The organism is Kitasatospora sp. NPDC056446 (assembly GCF_042796115.1).
Lineage (GTDB): Bacteria > Actinomycetota > Actinomycetes > Streptomycetales > Streptomycetaceae > Kitasatospora.
On sequence record NZ_JBHTRF010000042.1, the window covers coordinates 34,071 to 55,723 of the forward strand.

20 protein-coding genes are annotated in these 21,653 nt (G+C 73.9%); 16 read left to right on the forward strand and 4 right to left on the reverse strand.

The features are described 5' to 3' along the window. A partial coding sequence (locus ACFQ6N_RS24755; protein ID WP_380652923.1) for a tetratricopeptide repeat protein occupies nucleotides 1–635 on the forward strand: 635 nt, incomplete at its 5' end. Nucleotides 636–799: 164 nt separating this feature from the next. Further along, entirely contained in the window at nucleotides 800–1,228 is a 429-nt protein-coding gene (locus ACFQ6N_RS24760; protein WP_380652926.1) for a hypothetical protein, read from the forward strand. A 142-nt stretch (nucleotides 1,229–1,370) separates the two neighbouring features. Here the strand turns inward: ACFQ6N_RS24760 and ACFQ6N_RS24765 are convergent, their stop codons facing one another. After that, complete coding sequence (locus ACFQ6N_RS24765) at nucleotides 1,371–2,747, reverse strand: sensor histidine kinase (RefSeq protein ID WP_380652929.1); 1,377 nt, start codon at nucleotides 2,745–2,747, stop codon at nucleotides 1,371–1,373. A gap of 101 nt (nucleotides 2,748–2,848) precedes the next feature. Continuing rightward, entirely contained in the window at nucleotides 2,849–3,535 is a 687-nt protein-coding gene (locus ACFQ6N_RS24770; protein WP_380652931.1) for a response regulator transcription factor, read from the reverse strand. 63 nt (nucleotides 3,536–3,598) lie between these two features. Between ACFQ6N_RS24770 and ACFQ6N_RS24775 the strand changes: the two genes are divergently transcribed. The 5 genes from ACFQ6N_RS24775 to ACFQ6N_RS24795 all read left to right on the forward strand — a co-directional run bounded on the left by ACFQ6N_RS24775 (nucleotide 3,599) and on the right by ACFQ6N_RS24795 (nucleotide 9,960). After that, nucleotides 3,599–4,795: a glycosyltransferase gene (locus ACFQ6N_RS24775; protein ID WP_380652933.1), complete on the forward strand. Its 1,197-nt coding sequence runs from the start codon at nucleotides 3,599–3,601 to the stop codon at nucleotides 4,793–4,795. Nucleotides 4,796–4,900: 105 nt separating this feature from the next. After that, the gene (locus ACFQ6N_RS24780; protein WP_380652935.1) at nucleotides 4,901–5,992 is read left to right on the forward strand and encodes an SDR family NAD(P)-dependent oxidoreductase; all 1,092 of its coding nucleotides are present in this window, start codon (nucleotides 4,901–4,903) and stop codon (nucleotides 5,990–5,992) included. Nucleotides 5,993–6,180: 188 nt separating this feature from the next. Beyond that, nucleotides 6,181–7,080 (forward strand): phosphotransferase, encoded by a 900-nt coding sequence (locus ACFQ6N_RS24785; RefSeq protein WP_380652937.1) that lies wholly within the window; start codon nucleotides 6,181–6,183, stop codon nucleotides 7,078–7,080. 174 nt (nucleotides 7,081–7,254) lie between these two features. Next, on the forward strand, nucleotides 7,255–7,623 hold the full coding sequence (locus tag ACFQ6N_RS24790; protein ID WP_380652939.1) for a hypothetical protein: 369 nt from the start codon (nucleotides 7,255–7,257) through the stop codon (nucleotides 7,621–7,623). Nucleotides 7,624–7,806: 183 nt separating this feature from the next. Beyond that, nucleotides 7,807–9,960, forward strand: a complete 2,154-nt coding sequence (locus tag ACFQ6N_RS24795; RefSeq protein WP_380652942.1) for a glycoside hydrolase — start codon at nucleotides 7,807–7,809, stop codon at nucleotides 9,958–9,960. Between the two features lie 16 nt (nucleotides 9,961–9,976). Here the strand turns inward: ACFQ6N_RS24795 and ACFQ6N_RS24800 are convergent, their stop codons facing one another. Continuing rightward, the gene (locus ACFQ6N_RS24800; protein WP_380652945.1) at nucleotides 9,977–11,164 is read right to left on the reverse strand and encodes a cytochrome P450; all 1,188 of its coding nucleotides are present in this window, start codon (nucleotides 11,162–11,164) and stop codon (nucleotides 9,977–9,979) included. Between the two features lie 120 nt (nucleotides 11,165–11,284). Between ACFQ6N_RS24800 and ACFQ6N_RS24805 the strand changes: the two genes are divergently transcribed. The 9 genes from ACFQ6N_RS24805 (at nucleotide 11,285) to ACFQ6N_RS24845 (ending at nucleotide 20,740) form a co-directional block, all read left to right on the forward strand. Then, nucleotides 11,285–12,346, forward strand: a complete 1,062-nt coding sequence (locus ACFQ6N_RS24805; RefSeq protein WP_380652948.1) for a 3-oxoacyl-ACP synthase III family protein — start codon at nucleotides 11,285–11,287, stop codon at nucleotides 12,344–12,346. A gap of 142 nt (nucleotides 12,347–12,488) precedes the next feature. Further along, nucleotides 12,489–13,241, forward strand: a complete 753-nt coding sequence (locus ACFQ6N_RS24810) for a glycosyltransferase (protein ID WP_380652951.1) — start codon at nucleotides 12,489–12,491, stop codon at nucleotides 13,239–13,241. Next, nucleotides 13,238–14,470: a cytochrome P450 gene (locus ACFQ6N_RS24815; protein WP_380652954.1), complete on the forward strand. Its 1,233-nt coding sequence runs from the start codon at nucleotides 13,238–13,240 to the stop codon at nucleotides 14,468–14,470. Before ACFQ6N_RS24810 ends, ACFQ6N_RS24815 begins: the two co-directional genes overlap by 4 nt. Continuing rightward, a complete protein-coding gene (locus ACFQ6N_RS24820; protein WP_380652957.1) occupies nucleotides 14,467–16,176 on the forward strand; it encodes a class I adenylate-forming enzyme family protein in 1,710 nt (569 codons plus the stop codon). Before ACFQ6N_RS24815 ends, ACFQ6N_RS24820 begins: the two co-directional genes overlap by 4 nt. Continuing rightward, entirely contained in the window at nucleotides 16,173–17,135 is a 963-nt protein-coding gene (locus tag ACFQ6N_RS24825; protein WP_380652959.1) for an NAD-dependent epimerase/dehydratase family protein, read from the forward strand. The genes ACFQ6N_RS24820 and ACFQ6N_RS24825 overlap by 4 nt, the downstream gene beginning before the upstream one ends. Nucleotides 17,136–17,383: 248 nt before the next feature. Continuing rightward, nucleotides 17,384–17,617, forward strand: coding sequence for a hypothetical protein (locus ACFQ6N_RS24830; protein WP_380652962.1), 234 nt, complete (start codon nucleotides 17,384–17,386; stop codon nucleotides 17,615–17,617). Nucleotides 17,618–17,973: 356 nt separating this feature from the next. Continuing rightward, nucleotides 17,974–19,059: an AraC family transcriptional regulator gene (locus tag ACFQ6N_RS24835; RefSeq protein WP_380652964.1), complete on the forward strand. Its 1,086-nt coding sequence runs from the start codon at nucleotides 17,974–17,976 to the stop codon at nucleotides 19,057–19,059. 157 nt (nucleotides 19,060–19,216) lie between these two features. Then, nucleotides 19,217–19,609 (forward strand): hypothetical protein, encoded by a 393-nt coding sequence (locus ACFQ6N_RS24840; protein WP_380652966.1) that lies wholly within the window; start codon nucleotides 19,217–19,219, stop codon nucleotides 19,607–19,609. Between the two features lie 402 nt (nucleotides 19,610–20,011). After that, nucleotides 20,012–20,740, forward strand: a complete 729-nt coding sequence (locus ACFQ6N_RS24845) for an HAD family hydrolase (protein ID WP_380652968.1) — start codon at nucleotides 20,012–20,014, stop codon at nucleotides 20,738–20,740. A gap of 238 nt (nucleotides 20,741–20,978) precedes the next feature. Here ACFQ6N_RS24845 and ACFQ6N_RS24850 read toward each other — a convergent pair whose 3' ends face one another. Continuing rightward, nucleotides 20,979–21,431 (reverse strand): DUF2199 domain-containing protein, encoded by a 453-nt coding sequence (locus tag ACFQ6N_RS24850; RefSeq protein WP_380652970.1) that lies wholly within the window; start codon nucleotides 21,429–21,431, stop codon nucleotides 20,979–20,981. Between the last annotated feature and the right edge of the window lie 222 nt (nucleotides 21,432–21,653).

Here is a 21,653-nt window from a genome sequence, read left to right on the forward strand (position 1 = left end):
CCACCCGGAGCAACCTGGCCAACGCCTATGCGAGGGCGGGTGACCTCGGCCGTGCCACCGGGCTGTTCGAGAGCGTCCTCGCCGACCGCGAGCGCGTCCTCGGTGGTGACCACCCGCAGACCCTGACCACCCGGAGCAACCTGGCCAACGCCTATGCGAGGGCGGGTGACCTCGGCCGTGCCACCGGGCTGTTCGAGAGCGTCCTCGCCGACCGCGAGCGCATCCTCGGCGGTGACCACCCGCAGACCCACAGCAGCCGCAACAACCTCGCCGAAATCTACGCGACGGCGGGCGCCCTCGACCGTGCCATCCCCCTGTTCGCCCGCGCCCTCGCCGCCATGGAGCGAGTTCATGGGCCCGGCCACCCCGACTCCTCCAAGGCCCGCAGGATCCTCGCCACGCTGGCGGTGGCGCTGACCGATCGGGGCCGCACGCTGCTGCCCGGCGACACCGCCGGGGCATGGCGCGACGCGGCCGCCGTGGTCGAGGCGATCGGTCCCCGCCTCGCCGGCGCCCCGTCCCTCTACGGACCGCTCCTGGCCCGCGCCTACCTCCTGGCCGCCGACGTCCTGGACGCTGACGGACAACCCGAAGCCGCCGACGAGTACCGCCGACGCGCCACCCGCAGGGCATAGGCGCCGAAGAGCACCGCGTGCGGGTCGCCCGGGCCCTCGGACGGTCGGCAAGGATGCCGCCCGGCCGGACCACGACCCAGCCCGGGGTGGCTGTTTCCCGTACGGGGTACCAGGTCGGGGACTAGGGTCGGTGGCACTTCCATGGCGTTTCGAGGGGGCTGGGGATGACGGGTATCGAGGTCGCGGTCGGCTACGTGTTCGCGTGGCTGGTAGGCAAGGTCGGGCGGGTGGCGGACCGGGCGGACGGGGAGGTGGACCGTGCGCTGGACGCGGGCATGGACCGGCTGCACACACTGGTCAGCGGCCGGATCGGGGCGGATCCGGCGTTGGAGCGGGCAGAGCAGGAGGCCGCGGCCGGACAGGACGAGCCCTCCGAACGCACCCGGCGCCGACTCGTGGACTCGCTGGAGGACGCGGCCGAACGCGACCCCGCGTTCGGCCGGGCCCTCCAGGACCTGGTCGACGAGCTGCGGGCGTCCGACCGTTCTCCCCGCCCGGCCGGCGGGCCGACGGTGAGCGGGAACACCTTCAACGGACCGACCGCGTTCCAGGTCGGCGACCACAACCGGCAGCACAACAAGTTCGGCAACTGACCGCGCCGCACGACACCTCCAACGGTCCGGCCGGTGCCCGGTCCGGCGACGACAGCCGGCAGCACAACCATGTGCACGGGGCGCCGACCGGACCACCGGCGGCGGTGCCGGCCGCAGGGGCGGGCCGCCGGACCGGGGGCGCTCAGGCCGGCAGGCGTAGGCGGAACAGTGCGCCGCCGCCGGGGGCGGCTTCGGCGGTGAGGGTGGCGCCGTGGGCGTGGGCGATCTGCCGGGCCATGGCGAGTCCGAGGCCGGAGCCGGGGAGGGCGCGGGCGGCCGAGGCGCGGTAGAAGCGGTCGAAGACGTACGGCAGGTCCTCGGCCGCGATGCCGGGGCCGTGGTCGCGGACGGTCAGTTCCAGTCCGGCGGTGAGCCGGACCTCGACGACGGCGCCGGGCGGGCTGAACTTGGCCGCGTTGTCCAGCAGGTTGGAGACCAGCCGGGCCAGCCGGGCCGGCACGCCGGGGACGGTGCGCTCGCCGGCGCCGTCGTCCAGGGTGAAGGTGACCGCCGGCCAGTGGCCGCGCGCGGTGTCCACGCAGTGCCCGACGAGCCGGCCGACCGCGACCTGTTCGAGCAGCGGCTGCGGCTCCTCGTCGCGGGCCAGCTCGATGAGGTCGTTCACCAGGCCGGTCACCTCGCGCAGCTGACGGTGCAGCCCGGCCGCCGCCCGGTCCCGCTGGCTCTCGGTCAACCGGTCGGCGCGGGCCAGTAGTTCGGCGTTGGTGCGCAGCGCGGTGAGCGGGGTGCGCAGTTCGTGCGAGGCGTCGGCGACGAGCCTGCGCTGGGCGGCCACGGACTGCTCCAGCTCGCCCAGCATGGTGTTGAAGCTCCCGGCCAGCCTGGTCAGTTCGTCCTCCCGGCGCCCGGGCGGCAGCTCGATCCGCAGCCCCGCGTCCCGGGTGTCGGCGATCCGCTCGGCGGTGCGGGTCAGCCGGGCGACCGGTGCGAGGCCGGTGCGGGCCACCGTGCGCCCCAGTACCGCGGCCAGCAGCACACCCGCCGCCGCGACGGCTGCCATCAGCGCGCCGGCCTGCCGCACGCCCTCCTGGACGCTGTCGGCGCGCAGCGCGACCTGGACGGCCTGGCGGGCGCCGGCCGGCGCCGTGATCATCGGGGTGGTGAGCATCCGGGCCGGGTGGCCGCCGATGGTGAGGTCGGTGAAGTAGCCGGCCCGCTGCCGGTCGGCGACCTGGCGGGTGGCCTGTGTGACGGGCAGCAGGTACGGCTCGCCCGGCGCCCGGCCGGGGTCGGCGGAGACGATCTGCGCGCAGGCCGGGGCGGCCAGGTAGTTGCACTCGCCGTAGACGACCTGCGGACCCTGGCCGCGGTGCTGCTGCTGCACCAGGGTGGCCTGCTGGGTGAGGTGCTGGTCCAGTTGGTGGTTGAGTTCGTAGCGGACGATGCTGAACGCGGCCGCGCTGATCCCGAGCGCCACGACGGCGACCGCGGCCGTGCAGGCGAGGGCGAGCCGGGTGCGCAGCGGGCGGCGGCGGCGCCAGCGGGCGTGCGTCCTCAAGCCCCGCGCCCTCGACTCCTGGGCTCTCGGCTCCCGCGCCCTCGACTCCTGGGCCCTCGACTCCCGTGCCCTCGACCCCTGCCTCCTCGAACCCCGCGCCCTCAAGCCCGGTCCAGCCGGTAGCCGACCCCGTGCACCGTGTGCACCAGCCGGTCCTCGCCGCCGGCCTCCAGCTTGCGGCGCAGGTAACCGACGTAGACGGCCAGCGAGTTGGAGTCGGGGCCGAAGTCGGCGCCCCACACCCGCTCCATGATCACCTCGCGCGGGAGCACCTGGCCGGGGTGGCGCAGCAACACCTCCAGCAGCGCGAACTCGGTGCGCGAGAACTCCAGCGGCCGCCCGCCTCTGCTCCCGGTCCGGGTGGCCGGGTCGACCTCCAGGTCGGCGAAGCGGTGGCCGGGCTTCTCGGCCGCCGGAGCGCTGCGCCGCAGCAGGGCGCGCAGCCGGGCGGTCAGCTCGTCCAGCGCGAACGGCTTGACCAGGTAGTCGTCGGCCCCCGCGTCGAGGCCGTCGACGCGCTCGCTCACCGAGTCGCGCGCGGTCAGCACCAGGATCGGGGTCCGGTCGCCCAGGGCCCGCAGCCGGCGGCAGACCGCCAGCCCGTCGAGCACGGGCATCAGCACGTCGAGCACCATCGCGTCGGGCTGCCAGCCGGCCACCTCGCTCAGCGCCGCCAGCCCGTCGGCGGCGCCGCGCACCTGGTAGCCCTCGACGGCCAGCCCGTCCTCCACGGCGGCCCGCACTTCCGGATCGTCGTCGACGACCAGCACCCTCTGCCCGTTGCTCATGCGGACAACCCTCTCAAACCGACTCTGAGAAGTCTCTTAGACGGCGTCGGCAGGCTCGACGGCATGCGGACAGAACACGGCAATCATGACAACCACGACCCGGCCCGCCCCCTGTCGGTGGTGATCGGCGCCGGCGGCACCGGCGGACACATCTACCCGGGCCTGGCGCTGGCCGAGGCGCTGCGCAGAGCCGACCCGCGGGCCGTGATCTCCTTCGTCGGGACCGAGCGCGGACTGGAGACCACCCTGATCCCGCAGGCCGGCTACCGGCTGCACACCGTCGACATGATCCCCTTCGACGCCTCCCTCGGCCCCCGCCGCTACCTGCTGCCCGCGGCGCTGCTGCGCTCCGGCCGGGACTGCCGGGAGATCCTGCGGGCCCAGGGCGCACAGGTGGCGGTCGGCATGGGCGGCTACCCGAGCGCGCCGGTGATCGTCGGCGCCAGGATGGCCGGGCTGCCGAGCGTGGTGCACGAGTCGAACGCGGTGCCCGGGCGGGCCAACCGCTTCGCCGCCCGGCTCACCCCGCACATCGCCCTCGCCTTCGACCGCACCCGCGAGCACCTGCCCGCCGGGCGGTCGGCGCAGACCGTCGGGATGCCGCTGGTCGGCGCCGTGGCCCGGCTGGACCGGGCGGCGCTGCGCGCCGAGGCCCGGCGGCACTTCGGCGTGCCGGAGGGCGCCCGGCTGCTGGTCTTCAACGGTGGCAGCCTCGGCGCCGCCCGGCTCACCGCGGCCGCCGTCGAGCTGGCCGGACGCTGGCGGCACCGCACCGACCGGCGGCTGCTGATCAAGACCGGCCCGGCCGCGCTGGCGCAGGTCCGGGCCGCGCTGGACGGCAACCCGACGGCGCACGCGGTCGCCTACCTGGACCGGATGGACCTGGCGTACGCGGCGGCCGACCTCATGGTGTGCCGCGCCGGCGCGGCCACGGTGGCCGAACTCTCCAGCCTCCGGATGCCCGCCGTGCTGGTGCCCTACCCGCACGCGCCGCACGACCACCAGACCCACAACGCACGCGTCCTCTCCGACGCCGGGGCCGGCCTGCTGCTGCCGGACGACGAGTGCACCGGCGAACGGCTGGCGGCGCTGGTGGAACCCCTGCTCGCCGACCCGGCCCGGCTGGCCGCGATGGCGCGGGCCGCCGAGCCGGGCGACCACGCGCGGGCCGCCGACCTGCTGGCCGCCAAGGTGCTCCGCGTCATCGGACGGACCCCGGCGGCCGAGCCGCCGCCCGCCACCGTCGCGTACGACCGCTGACCGTCGGCCACCCGACGGCCCGGGCCACCCGCCGGCCCGACCGTCCGACGGCCTGGCCACCCGACCGCCCGTCCTGAACACCCCCCCGAACACCCGGAGGACCCCATGACCCACCCGAACACCCCCGCCGGCCCGAACACCGATGCCGCCCCGAACACCGATGCGGCCCCGAACATCGAGGCCGGCCCGAACACCGGTGCCGCGCACCGGGACTGGACCGGCCGCACCGTCCTGGTCACCGGCGCCGAGGGCTTCATCGGCAGCACCCTGGTCGACCTGCTGGTCGCCCGCGGCGCCCGCGTCCGGGCCCTGGTGCACTACAAGCCGTACGCCGACCGCGGATACCTGGCCCGCTACCTGGCCGACCCCGACAGCGGCGTGGAGATGCTCGCCGGCGACGTCCGCGACCCCGGCCGGGTCCTGGACGCGGTCGCCGGCTGCGACACCGTCTTCCACCTCGCCGCGCTGATCGGCATCCCCTACAGCTACCAGGCCCCCGAGGCCTATGTGCAGACCAACGTGGTGGGCACCCACAACGTCGCCGCCGCCTGCCTGCGGCACGGCGCCCGCCTGGTGCACACCTCCACCAGCGAGGTGTACGGGACGGCGATCACCGCGCCCATCGACGAGCGGCACCCGCTGCAGCCGCAGTCCCCGTACTCCGCCTCGAAGATCGGCGCGGACATGATGGCGCTCTCCTACTGGCACACCTTCGAACTGCCCGTCTCGGTGGTCCGCCCGTTCAACACCTACGGCCCGCGCCAGTCGGCCCGCGCCGTGATCCCCACCATCCTGGCCCAACTCCACTCCGGCGCACGGGAGATCAGGCTCGGCTCGACGACCCCCACCCGCGACTTCACCTACGCGACCGACACCGCGGAGGGCTTCCTGGCCGTCGCCCGTGCCGACCGCGCGCTCGGCGAGACCGTCAACCTCGGCACCGGCAGCGAGGTGTCGATCGGCGACCTGGCCAAGGCCCTGATCGTCGCCTCCGGCCGGGACGCCGAGATCATCGTCGACCCGAGCCGGCTGCGCCCCGGCGGCAGCGAGGTCGAGCGGCTGCTCTCCGACAACCGCAAGGCACGCGAACTGGCGGGCTGGCAGCCGCAGGTGGGCCTGGACGAGGGCCTGCGCCGCACCTCCGACTGGGTCGCCGAGCACCTGCACCTGCTCTCCCCGGACCGCTACCAGGTCTGACGCCGGCACCCGAGGCGGGGGCGCCGGGGCACCGCGGGCCCGGACCGGTCCGGGCCCGCCCCCGCGCGCCTGGTCGTCCCCGCCTTCCCCGCCGGTCCTGACCGCCGTTGCCCGGGAGATCCGGCAGGGCTGCTGGATCTCCCGGAGGCCGAGGTCGGCGCCGGCTGCCTCGACTACTGTGACTGGGCATGATCGAATCCGAGATCGAGATCACCGACGGTCTGGTCCGCGCCCTGCTGCGGGAACAGCACCCCGACCTGGCCGACCTGCCCATCCGTGAGGTGGTGGGCGGCTGGGGCAACCGGATGTGGCGCCTCGGGGACGAGTTGACCGTCCGGATGCAGCGGATGGACACCTCCCCCGAGCCCCAGCTCAAGGAACGTCGCTGGCTGCCGCTGCTGGCTCCGCGCCTGCCGCTTCCGATCCCGACCCCGGTGCGCGACGGTGCACCGTCCGAGCGCTTCCCCAAGATCTGGACCGTCATGACCTGGGTCGACGGCACGCCGCTGGACCACAGCGCCATCACCCGCACCGACCACGCGGCCGACTCCCTGGCGGCCTTCCTCACCGCCCTGCACGTCGAGGCACCCGGCGACGCGCCCCCGGCCTCGGACTTCGGCGCCCACCCCAAGGACTGCACCCCCGGCTTCGAACACTTCCTCCATGCCGTCGACATCGCTCCCTTCTCCGAGGATCAAATCCGGGCGGTGTGGGACGACGCCGTCGCGGCCTCGGAATGGGAGGGTCCGCCGGTGTGGGTGCACGGGGACCTGCACCCCGCGAACGTCGTCGTCGCCGACGGCACTCTCACGGGTGTCGTCGACTTCGGCGCCCTCTTCGCCGGCGACCCCGCCTGGGACCTCGCAGCCGCCTGGCTGCTGCTCCCCGCAGGCGGAGCCGCACGCTTCTTCGACAGCTACGTGCGGCCGGACGAGGGGACGGTGCGGCGGGCGCGCGGGCTGGCGGTGGTGAAGAGCCTGTTCCTGATGCTGATGGGCCAGAACGGGGACCGTGGTCTGCCCGGCGGCAAGCCGGAGTGGGGGCCCGCGGGCCGGTCGGCACTCGATCGCATCCTGAAAGGCCTTTGAGGCTCACGCGAGCGCATCGGGCGAGGACGGTGTCGAGGCCGCTGTAGGTGAGGGGGCAGCCGTTCCGCGCGGTGGATCTTTAGGCCTGAAAGTCGCTATCCGAAACCGGTGATCAAACCATAGGAATGGCTTCACGGCCTGACCGGCCACCCCCGATCAGAAGGAGCCTCACCCATGATTCGCCTTCGTACCACCTGTATGGCCGTCGTCGGCGCCGCGGCGATGTTCGCCCTGGCCGCCGCGCCGGCCCAGGCCGCTCCGGGTGACGTCACGACCTCGTGCGGAAGCGTTCTCACCCCGGCCGGCTTCGTGGACGTGAGCTGGGGTTACAGCAGCAGTTGCGGCACGCAGAGCTTCAGCCCGAACATCAAGCAGATCAAGCAGCTCACCGGACTGCCCGTCGGCACCGTGGTCCAGGCCTGCTCGACCACCTACCCGCCCGCGGGCTGGGTCCAGACCGGTTCGTACTACACCAGCAGCTGCGTCGCCTGGTCGAACCCGAGCTTCAACAACAACGCCTGGCAGCTGAAGCGCGTCTCCTGATCCGGAGACTCCTGATCCGGCGTCTCCTGATCCGGAGACTCCGCCTGGATCCCTCGGTCGGGTGCCTGGCCCGAGGGCCCGACCGAGGGCGCCGGGACCGGACGCGTCGGTGCCGATCGGCATGACCGGTGGTCAGCGGCCGCTTCTTAAGGACCTCTTAGGAGCACTCCGTATCACTGTGCCATGCACATCGGAACTCCTACGTCATCCCTCGCGGGCCCGGCCCGCCGGCACGTTCCGCGCGCCGTCCTCGCTCTCGCCGTGGCCACCGCGCTGCTGTCCGGAACCGCGGCGAGCGCCACCGGCGGCCCCACCTCGCGGGTGCGGATCCATGACGGGCGCGTCGACGTGCCCGTACGTGGCGGCACCGCGAGCATCGATGCCGCCACGCTGCGGGCCGAGGCCCGGACCGGGGACGGGCGGACGGTCCTGCTCTCCGCTCCGGCCGCCCAGGGGCTCGGCAAGCCGAGCGACCCGGTCAGGACGGCGGACGGCGCCGGCTGGTCGTATCCGGAGAACGGCCTGCGGGCCGAAGTCCGCGCCGATCACGGCCGGTTGCTGGTCACCCTCACCGGCACCCCCACCGGCACCCCCACGGGCACCCTCGCCGGCACCGGCGGCGACACCACGGTGCGGTGGCCGGTGACCGCCACCGATCCGGCCGCCGCCGCGATCCAGTTCCCGCGCGGTGAGGGGCTGTCCGTTCCCGTCGACGACCCGTTCTGGAACTCCTCCGACGGGGCACTGGTCGGCGAGGAGCAGGAGCTGAGCTCGCAGCTGTCCATGCCGATGTGGGGCTACACGCTCCGCGCCGGCCGGGCCGGTGTCAGCTACATCGTCCCCACCGACATCGGCACGTCGCTGACGTTCGCCTCCCAGGACGGGCGGCTGCGGGCCACGGCCGAGCACGGGTTCGCCGCCGGGAACGGCACCGGCGCGTACACCGTGGCCTTCTCCCTCACCGACGGCTCCCCGGTGGCCCCGGCCGTGGACTACCGCAACTGGCTCGCCGAGCACGGGCAACTCGGCGCCCTGAGCGAGAAGATCAAGCAGAACCCGCAGACCGCGAAGCTGCTCGGAGCCTTCCACGCCTACGCCTGGGGCGGCGCCCGCCGGCCCGCCTACCTCGACCGGCTCAGGGAACTGGGCGTCTCCCGGCTCTGGCTCGGCTACGACTCGGACGACTCCCCGATGACGGGCGAGGACGTCAGGGCCGCCGAGGCCGCCGGCTACCTGGTCGGGCCGTACGACTCCTTCGCCAACGGCCAGGAGAAGATGGACGATCCGTCCCCCAACAGCGTCTGGCCGGACGACGTCTACCCCCGGTTCTGCGTGCTCAGGGCGGACGGAACGCCGCAGCCCGGCTTCCGCAAGAAGGGCTGCTACCTCAGCTCGCAGGCGTTCGAGCAGGCCGAGCCGCTGCGCCACTACCTGGCGGACCGTACCCGCTCGCTGGTCGCCAACGGGGCCGACAGCTACTTCCTCGACGTGGACGCGGCGGGCGAGCTCTTCCGGGACTTCGACCCCGGCCACCCGATGACCATGGACGAGGACCGTGCCAACCGGCTCGCCCGGATGCGCCGCCTGACGGACGGCTCGTACGACGCGTCCACGGGGCGGCACGCCCCGCTGGTGCTGGGCTCGGAGTCCGCCGGCTCCTGGGCCAACGAGGTGCTGGCCTTCGACCACGGCTCGGGAACCCCGGTGGACGGGCGGCTGTGGGCCATGGAGACCGGGCACTTCGACAACGGGCCGCAGGACCCCAAGGACGACGGCGCCTGGGGCGGATACACCCCGGAACAGGCCGCCGCCACCTTCTTCAAGCCGGTGCGGACCACGGACTTCAAGCCGGAGCACCAGGCCCGGGTGGCCGCCGCCCTGAAGGCGATGTACGACCCGCGGTACCGGGTGCCGCTGTACGAGACGGCGCTGCACGGTTCGCTGGTCAACGTCGAACGCTGGGAACTGCCCTTCGGCAAACTGCCGGAGCAGAAGACCACGCGCGCCCTGCTGGCGATGCTCTACAACACCCCGCTCAACTTCGTGCTCAGCGACCGGGACCCGCGCGACGCGCAGAACCTGCGCGAACTGGCCTCCCTGCAGCAGTACTTCGGCCCACTGCACCAGGCGGCCGGCACCCAGCCGCTGACCTCCTTCCGCTGGCTGACCGGCGACCACCTGGTGCAGCGGACCGTCTTCGGCGACGGCACGCTGACCGTCACCGCCAACTTCGGCACCACGGTCCACGACGGCCTGCCGGGCGGATGCGTGGACGCCGCCCTGCGCGGGCGGCCGGGCACGCAGCGGCTCTGCCCGGGTGACGTGGTCTCCGGCTGACGCACCGTCGGCGCCGTCAATCGAGCTCGACGACCAGCGAGGAGTAGGAGGGGATCATCACCTTCCGGGCGTAGCCGCGCGAGACGATCCGGTACGGACGGCCCGCCGCGCAGACCGCCGTGACCATCCGGCCGACCTCGGCCCGGGCGACGGGCGCGCCCAGGCACAGGTGCCGGCCGGCGCCGAACCAGAGCTGGCGCGAGCGCGGGTCGTACGGGCGGGCCAGGTCGAAACCGCCGGCCAGGTTGTCGGCGGCGTAGGTGACGAGGAGGATCCGCTCGTCCCGGCGCAGCCGGCGGCCGGCCACGGTCACGTCCGCGCTGACGTGCCTCCCGATCACCGGCGCGGGCGTGGTCACCCGCAGCCCCTCGCGGACCGCGTCGCCGACCAGCGCCGGGTCGGCGAGCAGTGGTTCCTGCTGCCCGGTGTCGTGGATCAGCGCGACCGTACGGGCCATCGCGCTGGAGGCGGTCTCGGTGCCCGCGACGAGCAGCAGCGAGGCGAGGCCGGTGGCCTCCTCCACGGTGATCCCCGCGTCCCGGCAGCGGCCGAGCAGGGTGTCGGGCGCGGCACCGGCGTACGCCTCCGGGACCCCGCCGGTCAGTGACCTGACGATCTCCTTCGCCGCTTCGATCCGCTCCGGCGGCAGGTGGGTCGAGGCGGCCGTGTCGAGTGCCAGCGCGGCCAGCCGCTCGCCCGCGGCGAAGGTCTCCAGGTAGGTGGAGTCCGGGCTGTCCGGGGGGAGCCGAAGGCCCAGCAGGTCGGCCATCAGGCGGCCGACGACGAGCCGGGCGGCCGCGGCCACGTCGACCCGCTCCCCGGCGGTGAGGCGCGCCGTGACGTCGGCGTAGACCGGCCCGGCGGCCCGTTCGACCAGGGCGGCGGAGTTCTCCTCGGTGAACAGGTCCCGGGCGCGCCGGCGCAGGTCCGCGTGGCCGGCGCCGTCGAACAGCCGGGTGACGTACGGCCCGAGGACCTGTTCCCAGAGGTGGCCGACGCCGCCCTCGCCGAGCAGGGTGAAGTGTTCGTGGTCGTTGAGTACGGCCCGGATGACGGTGGGGTCGCTCGCCACCCAGCCCAGTCGGGGCACCCGTCGGATCGGTCCGAAGGGCCGTGCCATGGTGATCCTGGTCAGCGCCCACAGGGCGGGCCGGCTGGCCCACAGCAGTCCGCTCTCGTGCCGTTCCGCCGTTGTCGCGCCCATCCCCGCCCGGCCCATCCCCGCCCCCACTGCCGCCCCGAATATCCGTGCGAGGAACCGTACCGCGGCAGGCCAGGTCAGGGATCATCGTATGATCAGGCGGCTCGGGGGAGGCTTGAGCACGTGTCGGAGGGCAGTGGGCAGTTGGTCGGGCAAGGCGGCGGGGCGCGCGCGGTGATCGCCGCGGTGGCGGTGCACCTACCGGAGGAAACGCTCACCTCGCGCGAGGTGGAGCAGCGGATCACCGACAGCGGCCCCTACCGGCCGCGCCCCGGGCTGATCGAGGCGGTCACCGGAATCGCCGTACGCCACGTCGCCCCCGACGACTGGCAGGCCTCCGACCTGGCCGCGGCAGCCGCCCGGAAGCTGCTGGCCGACGCCGGCCTCGACGCGCGGGACCTCGACCTGCTGATCTTCGCCAGCGCCTCGCAGGACATGGTCGAGCCCGCCACCGCGCACATCCTGGCGTCGAAGATCGGGGCGTCCTGCCCGGTGTTCGACGTCAAGAACGCCTGCAACAGCGTGCTCAACGCCATCCAGGTCGCCGAGGCGCTGATCGCCGGCCGGCAGTACCGCAGGGTCCTGGTCTGCACCGGGGAGGTGCCGTCGCGGGCGATCCGCTGGTCGGTCCGGGACCGGGGCCAGTTCGCCGAGTCGTTCCCCGGCTACACCATGTCCGACAGCGGCGCGGCCGTGCTGCTGGAGGCGGGGAGGACGGGGGAGGCGGGGGAGCCGCCGGCCGGGATCTTCCACCGGGCCTTCACCGCCGACTCCTCGGCCTGGGAGGTCGGCACCCTGCCGGGCGGCGGCACCGCGTACCCGAGGGACCCGGAGGCGACCTACTTCCGGATGGACGGCGCACGGCTGCACGCGGCCTTCGAGGCACTCGGCCCCGAGCTGATCCTCCAGGCGCTGGCCGAACACGGCCTGACCTGGGCGGACTTCACAGTGGTGGCGGTGCACCAGGTGACCGTGCCACTGCTGGACGCGTTCCTCGGCAGAACCGGCCTGACCTCGGGGCCGCTGGTGCCGGTGCTGCCCGAGCACGGCAACCTCGCCTCGGCCTCGCTGCCGTTCCAGCTCGCCCGGGCGTGGGAGCAGGGCCGCTGCGGGCCGGGCGACCGGGTGGCGCTGATCGGCCTGGCCGGTGGGGTGTCCCTCGGCGTCGTCTTCGCGCGGCTGTGAGCGCGGCTGTGAGCGCGGTCGTGAGCGCTGTCGCCGGTTCGACCGTGCGTGCGGTCGCAGTTTCGACCGTGCGTGTGATCGCGGTCTCGACCGTGGGTTCGACCGTGGGCCCGATCGCGGGCCCGACTGTGAGGGAGCACCAGTGACCGACCTGTGGGTGGTCGTGCCGGCCTACAACGAGGAGGCCTCGCTGCCGGCCACGCTGCGCGCGCTGGCCGAGCAGACCGACACGGACTTCGAGTGCGTGGTGGTGGACAACTCCTCGACCGACCGGACCGCCGAGGTGGTCCGGGAGTTCGCCGTCACTGTCGGCTTCCCGCTGCACCTGGTCACCGAGGCGCGCAAGGGCACCGGCGCGGCCGCCGACACCGGGATGCGCTTCGCGATCGACGGCGGCGCCCGGTACCTGGCCCGCACCGACGCCGACTGCCTCCCGGTACCCGGCTGGACCGCCGCCGCCCGCCGCGGCCTGGCCGGCGGGCTGGAACTGGTCACCGGCCGGCTCCTGCCGCGCACCGACGAGTTCCGGCTCAAGCTGTGGGAGAGCCGGCTGCTGCCGGCGGTGGTCGCGCTGGCGGCCCGGTTCGGCAGGTTGCGGCCCGGCAACCGCGACCCGCGCTACCTCGGCCCGTACCTGATGTGCCCCGGCTGCAACCTGGCCATCACCGCCGACCTCTACGAGCGCAGCGGCGGCTTCCCGCGCACCGCGATCGAGGAGGTCCACGAGGACCGCGCCCTGGTCAACCGGGTGCGCGAGCTCACCACCGCCTACGGGCAGGTCCCGGGCATGCGCGTCTACGGCTCGGTGCGGCGGCTGCGCGCGTTCGGGCTGCGCAACACACTGGCCTGGTACGCGGACCACCGCTACCGGCCCGACGTGGTCGACATCCGATGAGGCGCCAGGAGCACGCCTGGGAGCGGCGGGTGCAGCTGGCCGCCCACCCGTTGGCGTACCCCTTCATCGCCGCCGTGACCCGGAGCGGCCCCGCCGTACGGGTGCCGGGGGTCGGCGTCGTGGTCGGCGATCCGGAGCTGGCCCGGCAGGTGCTGCTCGACCACGAGGGGTTCCGCAAGGACGGCCCCGGGTCCTCGGGCGCGCTGTGGACGCCGGTCCTGGGGCCGTCCGTGCTGCTGAACATGGAGGGCGAGGAGCACCGGGAGCTGCGGGCCGCGCTGGCCGGCCTGTTCACCCGGGCCCAGGCCACGGAGTTGTGCACCCGGGTGCTCGCGCCGGTGCTGCGCGAGGCCGCCGACCGGCTGCGCGCGGGCGGCGCGGTGGACCTGGTCGCACTGACCAGGACCGCGGCCGGCACGGTGATCGGCGAACTGCTGGGGGTGGCCGACACCGCGGGCGCCGAGGTGTTCGAGCGGGGCGAGCGGATCGTCCGGATGGTCGGGCTGCGGACCAGGGAACTGACCCCGCGCCAGGTCGCGAAGGCCAGGTCGGTGCTGGCCGGCCTGGTGGCGGCGGCCGGCGAGGCGTACGACCGCGCGGAGGCGGGCTCGATGATGGGGCGGCTGCGCGCCCACGGGCTCGACCGGGAGCAGGCGCTCGGGCTGGCGGCGGCGTTCCTCCTCACCGGGACGGAGACGGTGGGGACGACGGTGCCCCGGATCTTCGCGCTCTGGCACGACTCCGGGCTGCTGCCCGCGCTGCGGGCCGACCTGGAGGCAGGCGGTGCGGCCGTCGACGCGGCCATCGACGAGGCGATGCGGGTGATCACCCCGAGCCCGGCGATGCTGCGCCGCGCCGCCCGGCCGGGCCGACTGGGCACGACGACGGTGCGCGAGGGGGACCGGGTGGTCATCGCCACCGCGCGGTGCGACGCGGCCGCCGGGCCGTTCGACCGGGCCGCGGCACTGGGCCGGTGCCCGGCGCACGACCCCAAGCGCCTGTGGTTCGGCGCCGGACCGCACTACTGCATCGGCGCGCCGCTCGCGCTGGCCGAGATCCGGGTGCTGATGCGGGCGCTCCTCACGGCAGGGGCCGAACGCGTCGTGCGGCGGCGGGTCAAGCGGCGGGTGCTGATCCCGACCTACGCGCGGCTGGAGGTGGCCGCCGGACGGTCCGCCGGCCCCCCGAACCCCGTACACCACGCGAAGCCGGAGGTGACCGCGCCGTGAACGGCACGCCGAACCCTGAAGGCGCCGAACCGGCCGGACAGGCCGACGAGGCGGGACCGGCCGGACCAGCCGGACCAGCCGGACCAGCCGGACCGTCCGGACTGGCCGGACTGGCCGGCCGGATCGCGGACCATGCGCGCCGCACACCCGACGCGGCCGCCCTGCTCGACGCGCACGGCACGCTCACCTACGCCGAACTCGCCCGGCGGATCGCCGCCACCGCGAGCGGACTGCGCGCCGCGGGCATGTCCGCCGGTGACACCGTGCTGTTCGCGGTCCGCCCCGGCAGGGACGCCCTGGTGCTCGGCCTGGCCGTCATGACGGTGGGCGCCGCCGTGGTGGTGGCCGACCCGGGCGCGGGCGCCGAGCTCGACGCCGCGCGCGGACGGCTCGTCACCGAGCGCCTCACCGCGCCGCGCTGGCTGGCCGCCGAGTCCTGGCTCTGCGCGCTCGCCGCCCGCAAGGCGGGACGCACACTGCTGCGCCGCCTCGGCCTGAACCTGCCCGCGCTCTCCGACCCGACCCTGCGCCTGCTCCACACCGGCCCGCGCCTCCCGGGCCTGCCCCCGAACGCGCTCTCCGCCGCCCCGCTGGCCCACACCGCGCCTGCGCCCGAGTCCGCGCCCGAGTCCGCGCCCGATCCCGAGCCCGCGCCCGAGCCCCCGTCCGCAGGTGACCCGGACCGCCCGGCGCTGGTCGTGTTCACCTCCGGCACCACCGCCCGCCCCCGGGCGGTGGTGCACAGCCAGGCCACACTGCTCGCCGGAGCCGACCTGCTCGGCGAAAGCCTGGGCCTGGCCACCGCCCCCGGCCCGGTGGTCGTGCACTCCGAACAGCTGATGATCGCCTTCGCCTTCCTCGCCGCCGGCGCCACCTGGTCGATGGCGCCGCTCCCCGTGCGACCGAAGCGGTTCCTGCGGGACCTGCGGCGCCGCCGGGCCAGCCACACCTTCGGCACCCCGGCCGCCCTGGCCCGCGTGCTCGCCGCCGGCAACCTCCCCGACACCCTGGGCACGGTGCTGCTCGGCGCCGCCCCCGTACCGCCCCCGATCCTGCGCCGCCTGCGGAACGCGCTCCCCTCGGCCCGGATCGCCGTGATCTACGGCGCCACCGAGATGCTGCCGATCGCCGTGGCAGAGGCCGAGGAGAAGCTCGACCACGCGCCCCTCGGCGACCTGGCCGGCCACCCCCTGCCCGGGGTCACGGCCCGCCTCGACGACGAGGGCGCACTCCTGCTGCGCGGCCCCCACCTGGCGATCGGCTACCTCGGCGACGGACCGATCGGCGAGCTCGACACCGGCGACCGGGCCAGGATCGACGCCGAAGGCCGGATCGTCCTGCTCGGCCGGACCAAGGACATGCTGATCCGCGGCTCCTTCAACCTCTACCCCGGCCTGTACGAACCCGCGATAGCCGCTCTCCCGGGCGTCGCCGAAGCCGTCATCGTCGGCGTCCCCGACCCGCTGACCGCCGACGAGGCGGTGGTGCTGGCCGTGTGCCCGGACGGCTCGGTCCCGGAGCCGGAACTCCTCCGCTCCCTGCGGCGCGAACTGCCCCGCACGATCGACCACGCTGCCCTGCCCGACCGGATCCACTGCCTTCCGGCGATCCCCCGACGGGGACGGACCGAGAAACCCGACCGCGAACGACTCCGCGAACAACTCCGCGACCGGCTCCGCGCACCGCTCGCGAAGGAGACGCCGTGATCACCGTCGTCACCGGGGCCAGCGGCTTCGTCGGCAGCGCCCTGTGCCGCGCGGCGCGGGCAGCCGGCCACCAGGTACTGGCACTGGGGCGGCGCCGCACCGTCCCCGCCGAGCTGACCGGCGGCGCTCCCTACCTCCCCTGGGACCTGGCGGACCCCTCGGCCCGGCCGGCCCTCCCCGCCGCCTTCACCCGCCCCGACGCGGTGATCCACTGCGCGGGCCTGGCCACCGACTGGGCCCGCCCCGAGGCGTTCCACCGCGGCAACGTGCTGACCACCAGGGGCGTGCTGGCCGCGTTCCCCGGGACGGCGCGCTTCGTCCACCTGTCGACCGCCAGCGTCTACGACCCGCGCCGGCCGACCGTCATGGCCCGGGAGGACGAGGCCGACGCGGTCCGCCACACCGACGCCTACGGGCGCTCCAAGGCGCTGGCGGAGGCGTGGGTCCGCCGGCTCCGCCCCGACGCGGTGGTCCTGCGACCGCACGCCGTCTACGGCCCCGGGGACACCACACTGCTGCCGCGCGTCCTCCAGGCGGTGCGCCCGACCCCGTTCGGGCCCAAGCTGTTCGCCATCGGCGACGGCCGGCAGCGGCTGAGCCTGACCAGCGTGGCGAACCTGGTCGACGCCTGCCTGCTCGCCGCCGAGGGCCGCACCTCCGGCACCTTCAACATCACCGACCGGCACCCGGTCGTACTCGACGACGTGCTGCGCCAGGTCCTGACCGCCCACGACCTCCCGGCCGAACCCGTCTACCTCCCGCTCGCCCTCGCCCTCCCCCTGGCCCGCACCGCCGAACTCGCGGCCCGCACCACCCGATCCGCCCGCCGCCCCCGCCTCACCGTCTACGCCGCCCGCCACCTGGCCCACGAACGCACCCTCGACCTCACGGCCGCCCGCACCCACCTGCGCTACCGACCGGCACCGACGGACCTGGGCCCCGCCCTGCACCGGGCCTGACGCCGACCCTCCGTGCTGTTCCGCCGGCCTGTCGAGGCCCTCGGCCCGTCCGCCGGAGCACCGGACCACCGGACCACCGGACCACCGGGCCGGAGCGACGAGTTCGACCCGGTCGGCCCGCCCGCACGCCCTCGGTCCGGGTGCCGGCGCCCCTCCTAGATTTCTGGGATGGGCCCGCATCCACCCCCGGGGCAAGAATCGGCGGTGACCGAACACCCCCAGGACCACCCCGAAGGGATGTGCCGCTGATGGCCCGTATCTCGCGTTCGCTCGCAGTCCTCGCGGTCGCCGCGACCGCCGTGCTCGGCGGACTCGCCGCCGCCCCCGCCGCGTTCGCCGATGCCGGGGAGCCTCCCGCCTCCAGGAAGTGCGACGTGGAGTACACGGTCGCGTACTACAACTACAAGCAGCTCGGCTACCCGGAGCTGGAGGCCCTGCTGCACGCGGAGAAGACCTACAACCTGTGCAGGGTGACCGACTGACCCTGCGACCTCGGACGTGCGGCCTCCGGGCCGCGGTCCGACCCCGGCCCGCAACCGAGGTCGGACTCCGTCACCGAGCCCCGCTCGGCCGGACGAACACCCTCCCGGCCACGTGCCCCCGTACGTGGTCGGGAGGCCTGTGGCCGACGGGAGCCATGCGCGAGCCGGACGGCACCGCCGGTGGCGAGCTGCCCCGGGGCGCCCGCGCGCTGCGCCGGTCACTCCGTCCCTCATCCCGCGGGTTCACCTGGTGGCCCTCCCGGCCCGACTGTCGCAGGCCGCGAGGCCGGCGCGACAATGGCACCGGGGAGGGCCTTGCCGGTACGGCGAGGACAGTGCGTCCGGAGGGGGACGGGATGTCCACACAGACGAAGAGTGCGCTGCAGAGTGTCGATCCGCCTGCGAAGAACAGTTTCGAGTACTGGCGGGACATGCTGGCGAAGACACGGGAGTGCGAGACGACCAGTGCTCACGCGGACAGCTTCGAGGCGGAGTTGCGGCGGTCGGAGCTGGGGCCGGTGGCGCTGGTGGGATCGTCGTTCCCGTCGGCACGGTTCCGGCGCACCGAGCGGATGATCCGACGTTCGGACCAGGAGCTCTACTACCTGACGCTGCTGACCGCCGGAACCCACGGGCTCAGGCGCGGACGGGACCAGGCGGAGACGTTCGGCGTCGGGGACCTCGCCCTCATCGACAGCTCCACCCCGCACGACGTACGGATGATCGGGGACCGAGCCCCGGACGGGGACGGTCCGCGAGTCGCCGCCGTGGGCGTCAACCTGCCCGCCTCGCTGCTGCCGGTGGCGCCGCACCGGCTCCGCGACCTGCTCGGGCGCCGGCTCTCCGGCCGGGAGGGAACGGGTGCGGTGCTGGCCGACTTCCTGCTCAACCTGGACCGTCAGGCCGCCGCCCTCCAGCCCGCCGAGGCGTCCCGGCTCGGCACGATCGTCGTCGACCTGGTGTCGGCGTGGATCGCCGGTGAACTCGACGCCGGGAACACGCTGCCCGAACAGGCCCGGCAGCACACCCTGGTCGAGACCGTCCGGGCGTTCATCCGGCACAACCTGCACGACCCCGGACTGACCCCGCCCGTGGTCGCCGCCGCCCACCACATCTCCGTCAGCCACCTGCACCGCCTCTTCACCCGCCACACCCAGGGCGAGACCGTCGCCGCGTACATCCGCCGCCAACGCCTCGACAAGGCCCACCGCGAACTCGCCGACCCCGCCCTACAGGCCCTGCCCGTCCACGCCATCGCCACCCGCTGCGGCATCCCCGACCCCTCCGACTTCAGCCGCGCGTTCAAAGCGGCCCACGGCCTCTCCCCACGCGAACACCGCCACCGCCACCGGACCCGGCCCGGGCCGGCGGGTGAGGAGACCCAGAGCACAGAGCCGGAGACTCTGCGCGTATTCCCTCACCGGAGTGCCGATCTAACGTGAGACCCGCACGGGGAACGCCTCTCCCGCACAAAGGACTTGGGGCCGTCGCACCTGGAACCGGGAGCGCGCACGGCCGTGCGGAGGCCGTCGAACTCCTCCAGCCCGAAGTCCCCGTGCATTCAGATCAGATCAGATCAGGCATACCGGGAGGTCATCAATGAAGAGGGCAATCGCCACATTCGCCACCACGGGGCTCCTGACCGTGGCCACCCTGGTCGGAACCGCCGCCAGTGCCGGCGCGGCGACCCCGGTCGCGGCGTCGGCACAGGCCGTCTCGTTCAACCCCATCGGTTCCGACGGCCCGTTCAACTCCCTTCAGGAGTGCACGAACTACGTGGCGTCGCACGGCAGGCTGGGCGTCTGGGACTGTGAGAGCGCCCTGGGCCACTGGTGGTCCCTCAGCCCGTGGACGTTCGGCCAGAACGCCGTCGACACCTGGGGCCCGTTCGGCTCCGCCCAGGAGTGCATCTCCTGGGTGGGGAGCGTCAACAAGTTGGGCGTCTTCGACTGCGAGGCCGCCCTGGGCAAGTGGTACGCGTTCGCCCCGTGACGGTCCGGGGCCCAGGCCACCCGCCGGCCCCTACCGGTGAGTGAACGCCCTGCCGCATAGCCCGGTACGGGCGGGCCATTCCCACGCCTGGCCCGCCCGTACCCTCCCGCCGAGTGCCCCAGACACCGCTCCGGGGCACTCGGCGGCGCATCCGGACCCATGACGCCCGGCCGCATCCCCAGGCCCCGGCAGGCCCTCAGGGTGCCTGCCGGGGCCTGTCCCATGCCCTCCTCACCCCGAGCGTGGACCAGAGGCGCGCGCCGCAACCGAGACTGCCCTCGATCCCGAGGAGCCTCGAATGCCATACGGTATGGCCGGGTTCCTGCTCGAACTCCTACGCAACTGCACGGTGGGGCAGCGAATCGTCTCGTCCTCGTGTGATCGCCAACGAAGGAGCAACCGATGCGACCGATTGTCCTCTTCGACCTGGACGGCCTTCTGATCGACTCCGAGCCGATCTGGGACGCGGCAAAGCGTGAAGTGTTCGGTCCGCTCGGCCTGCACCTCACACCGGAGATGCAGGCGGCGACGCGCGGGCTGCGGCAAAGGGACATGGTGGCCTACTGGTTCGATCGGGCCACCATTCAAGCCGACCCCGACGACGTCGAGCAGCAGATCGTGGCCGCCGTGTGCCGTGGGCTGGAGGGAGTGGCGTTGAAACCCGGCGCCGAACACGCCGTCGCGGCGTGCGCGCGTGCATCGAGGGCGATGGCCGTCGTGTCATCTTCGCCGGAGTCGGTGATTCGGCATGCGCTCGCGAGCACGGGCCTTGACCGATCCTTCGATGCCGTGTTTTCGGCCGAAGACGACGACCACGGCAAGCCCCACCCGGGCGCCTATCTCCGCGCAGCCGCCGCCCTCGGCGCGTCACCCGACGAATGCGTCGTGATCGAGGACTCGCTCAACGGCGTCCTCGCCGGCATGTCAGCCCGGATGACGGTCGTCGCCGTTCCCGAGGCCGCTGATCGCCACGATCCTCGCTTTGCGATTGCGACTCTGGTACTGGACTCCCTCAAGGATCTCGATACCTCCGTATTCGGCGCGTACGTGTCCGGGGGGAGCCGGGACGCCACGTGGGCATCGCGTGCTGCGGATCCTCGACCGTTCCGCGAACCGGATCGTGCGGTATGACGCCCTCGATCGTGGGTTCGGGCCTTCACGGGCGAAGGCCCGAACCCACCCCGGGAGGGTTGACGCTCGTCGCCGGGCCGGCCGGCGGCTCTTGAGCATCGTCATCGGCCACAGCACCACCTGCTCATGCACGGCGGACAGCGTCTCGTAGTCGCGCACCAGGCGCCGCGAGCGCATCAGCCGGCTCGGCGTGCGTCGCCCCCACAGTCCCGCACTGACCCGACAGCCGGCCACGGCTTCAGGCCTCGGGGTGCAGGACGGCCTCGGCGATCTGTTGCACGCGTTCCATGGTGATGCCCGTGCGCTGGTCGACCGCGAGCGGGTGGTCGGTCGGTTCCAGTTCGATGAAGGGCCGTTCACCCACGGGGCGTGTGTGAACCATGGTCTTCAGGTTGATCGTCGACGGCGAGTACAGGGGCAGGTCCGTCGACAGCCAACCGAAGTACGCGGGCTCCGACTCGCGGCCGGGGGTTTCCCACAGCTCGCCGGCCCGCTCGAAGTTCTTCTCGCTGAGCGAGACCCACACACCCCAGGAGAAGGCCTCGTCCCGGCCGATGACGGGCAGCTCGATCAGGCCTCGCACGAAGAAGGCCTCGTCCTGGATCACGCACTGGTCGGACGAGAGGACACAGCCCGGGGCCCGTTCCATGTCCGGCTGCCAGTAGGCAGGCGCCGGGCTGGAGAAGTTCATGGGTATCTCTTCGTGGCGTTCGCCGCAGCAGGTGCAGGTGAATCCAAGATCGGCTGACATGGGGCAGAGACTACAGATCCGTTCCCCGCGTCCTACCGCGCGGCCTCGGCCGGCGGGCTGATCCGGTGGCGTACGAGGTCGACGGCGACGATCCGGACGCGGGTCTCCGGTCCTTCGCCGACGGGCTTCCCCGGCGCCGGGCCGGAGGGGGTGCGTCAATTC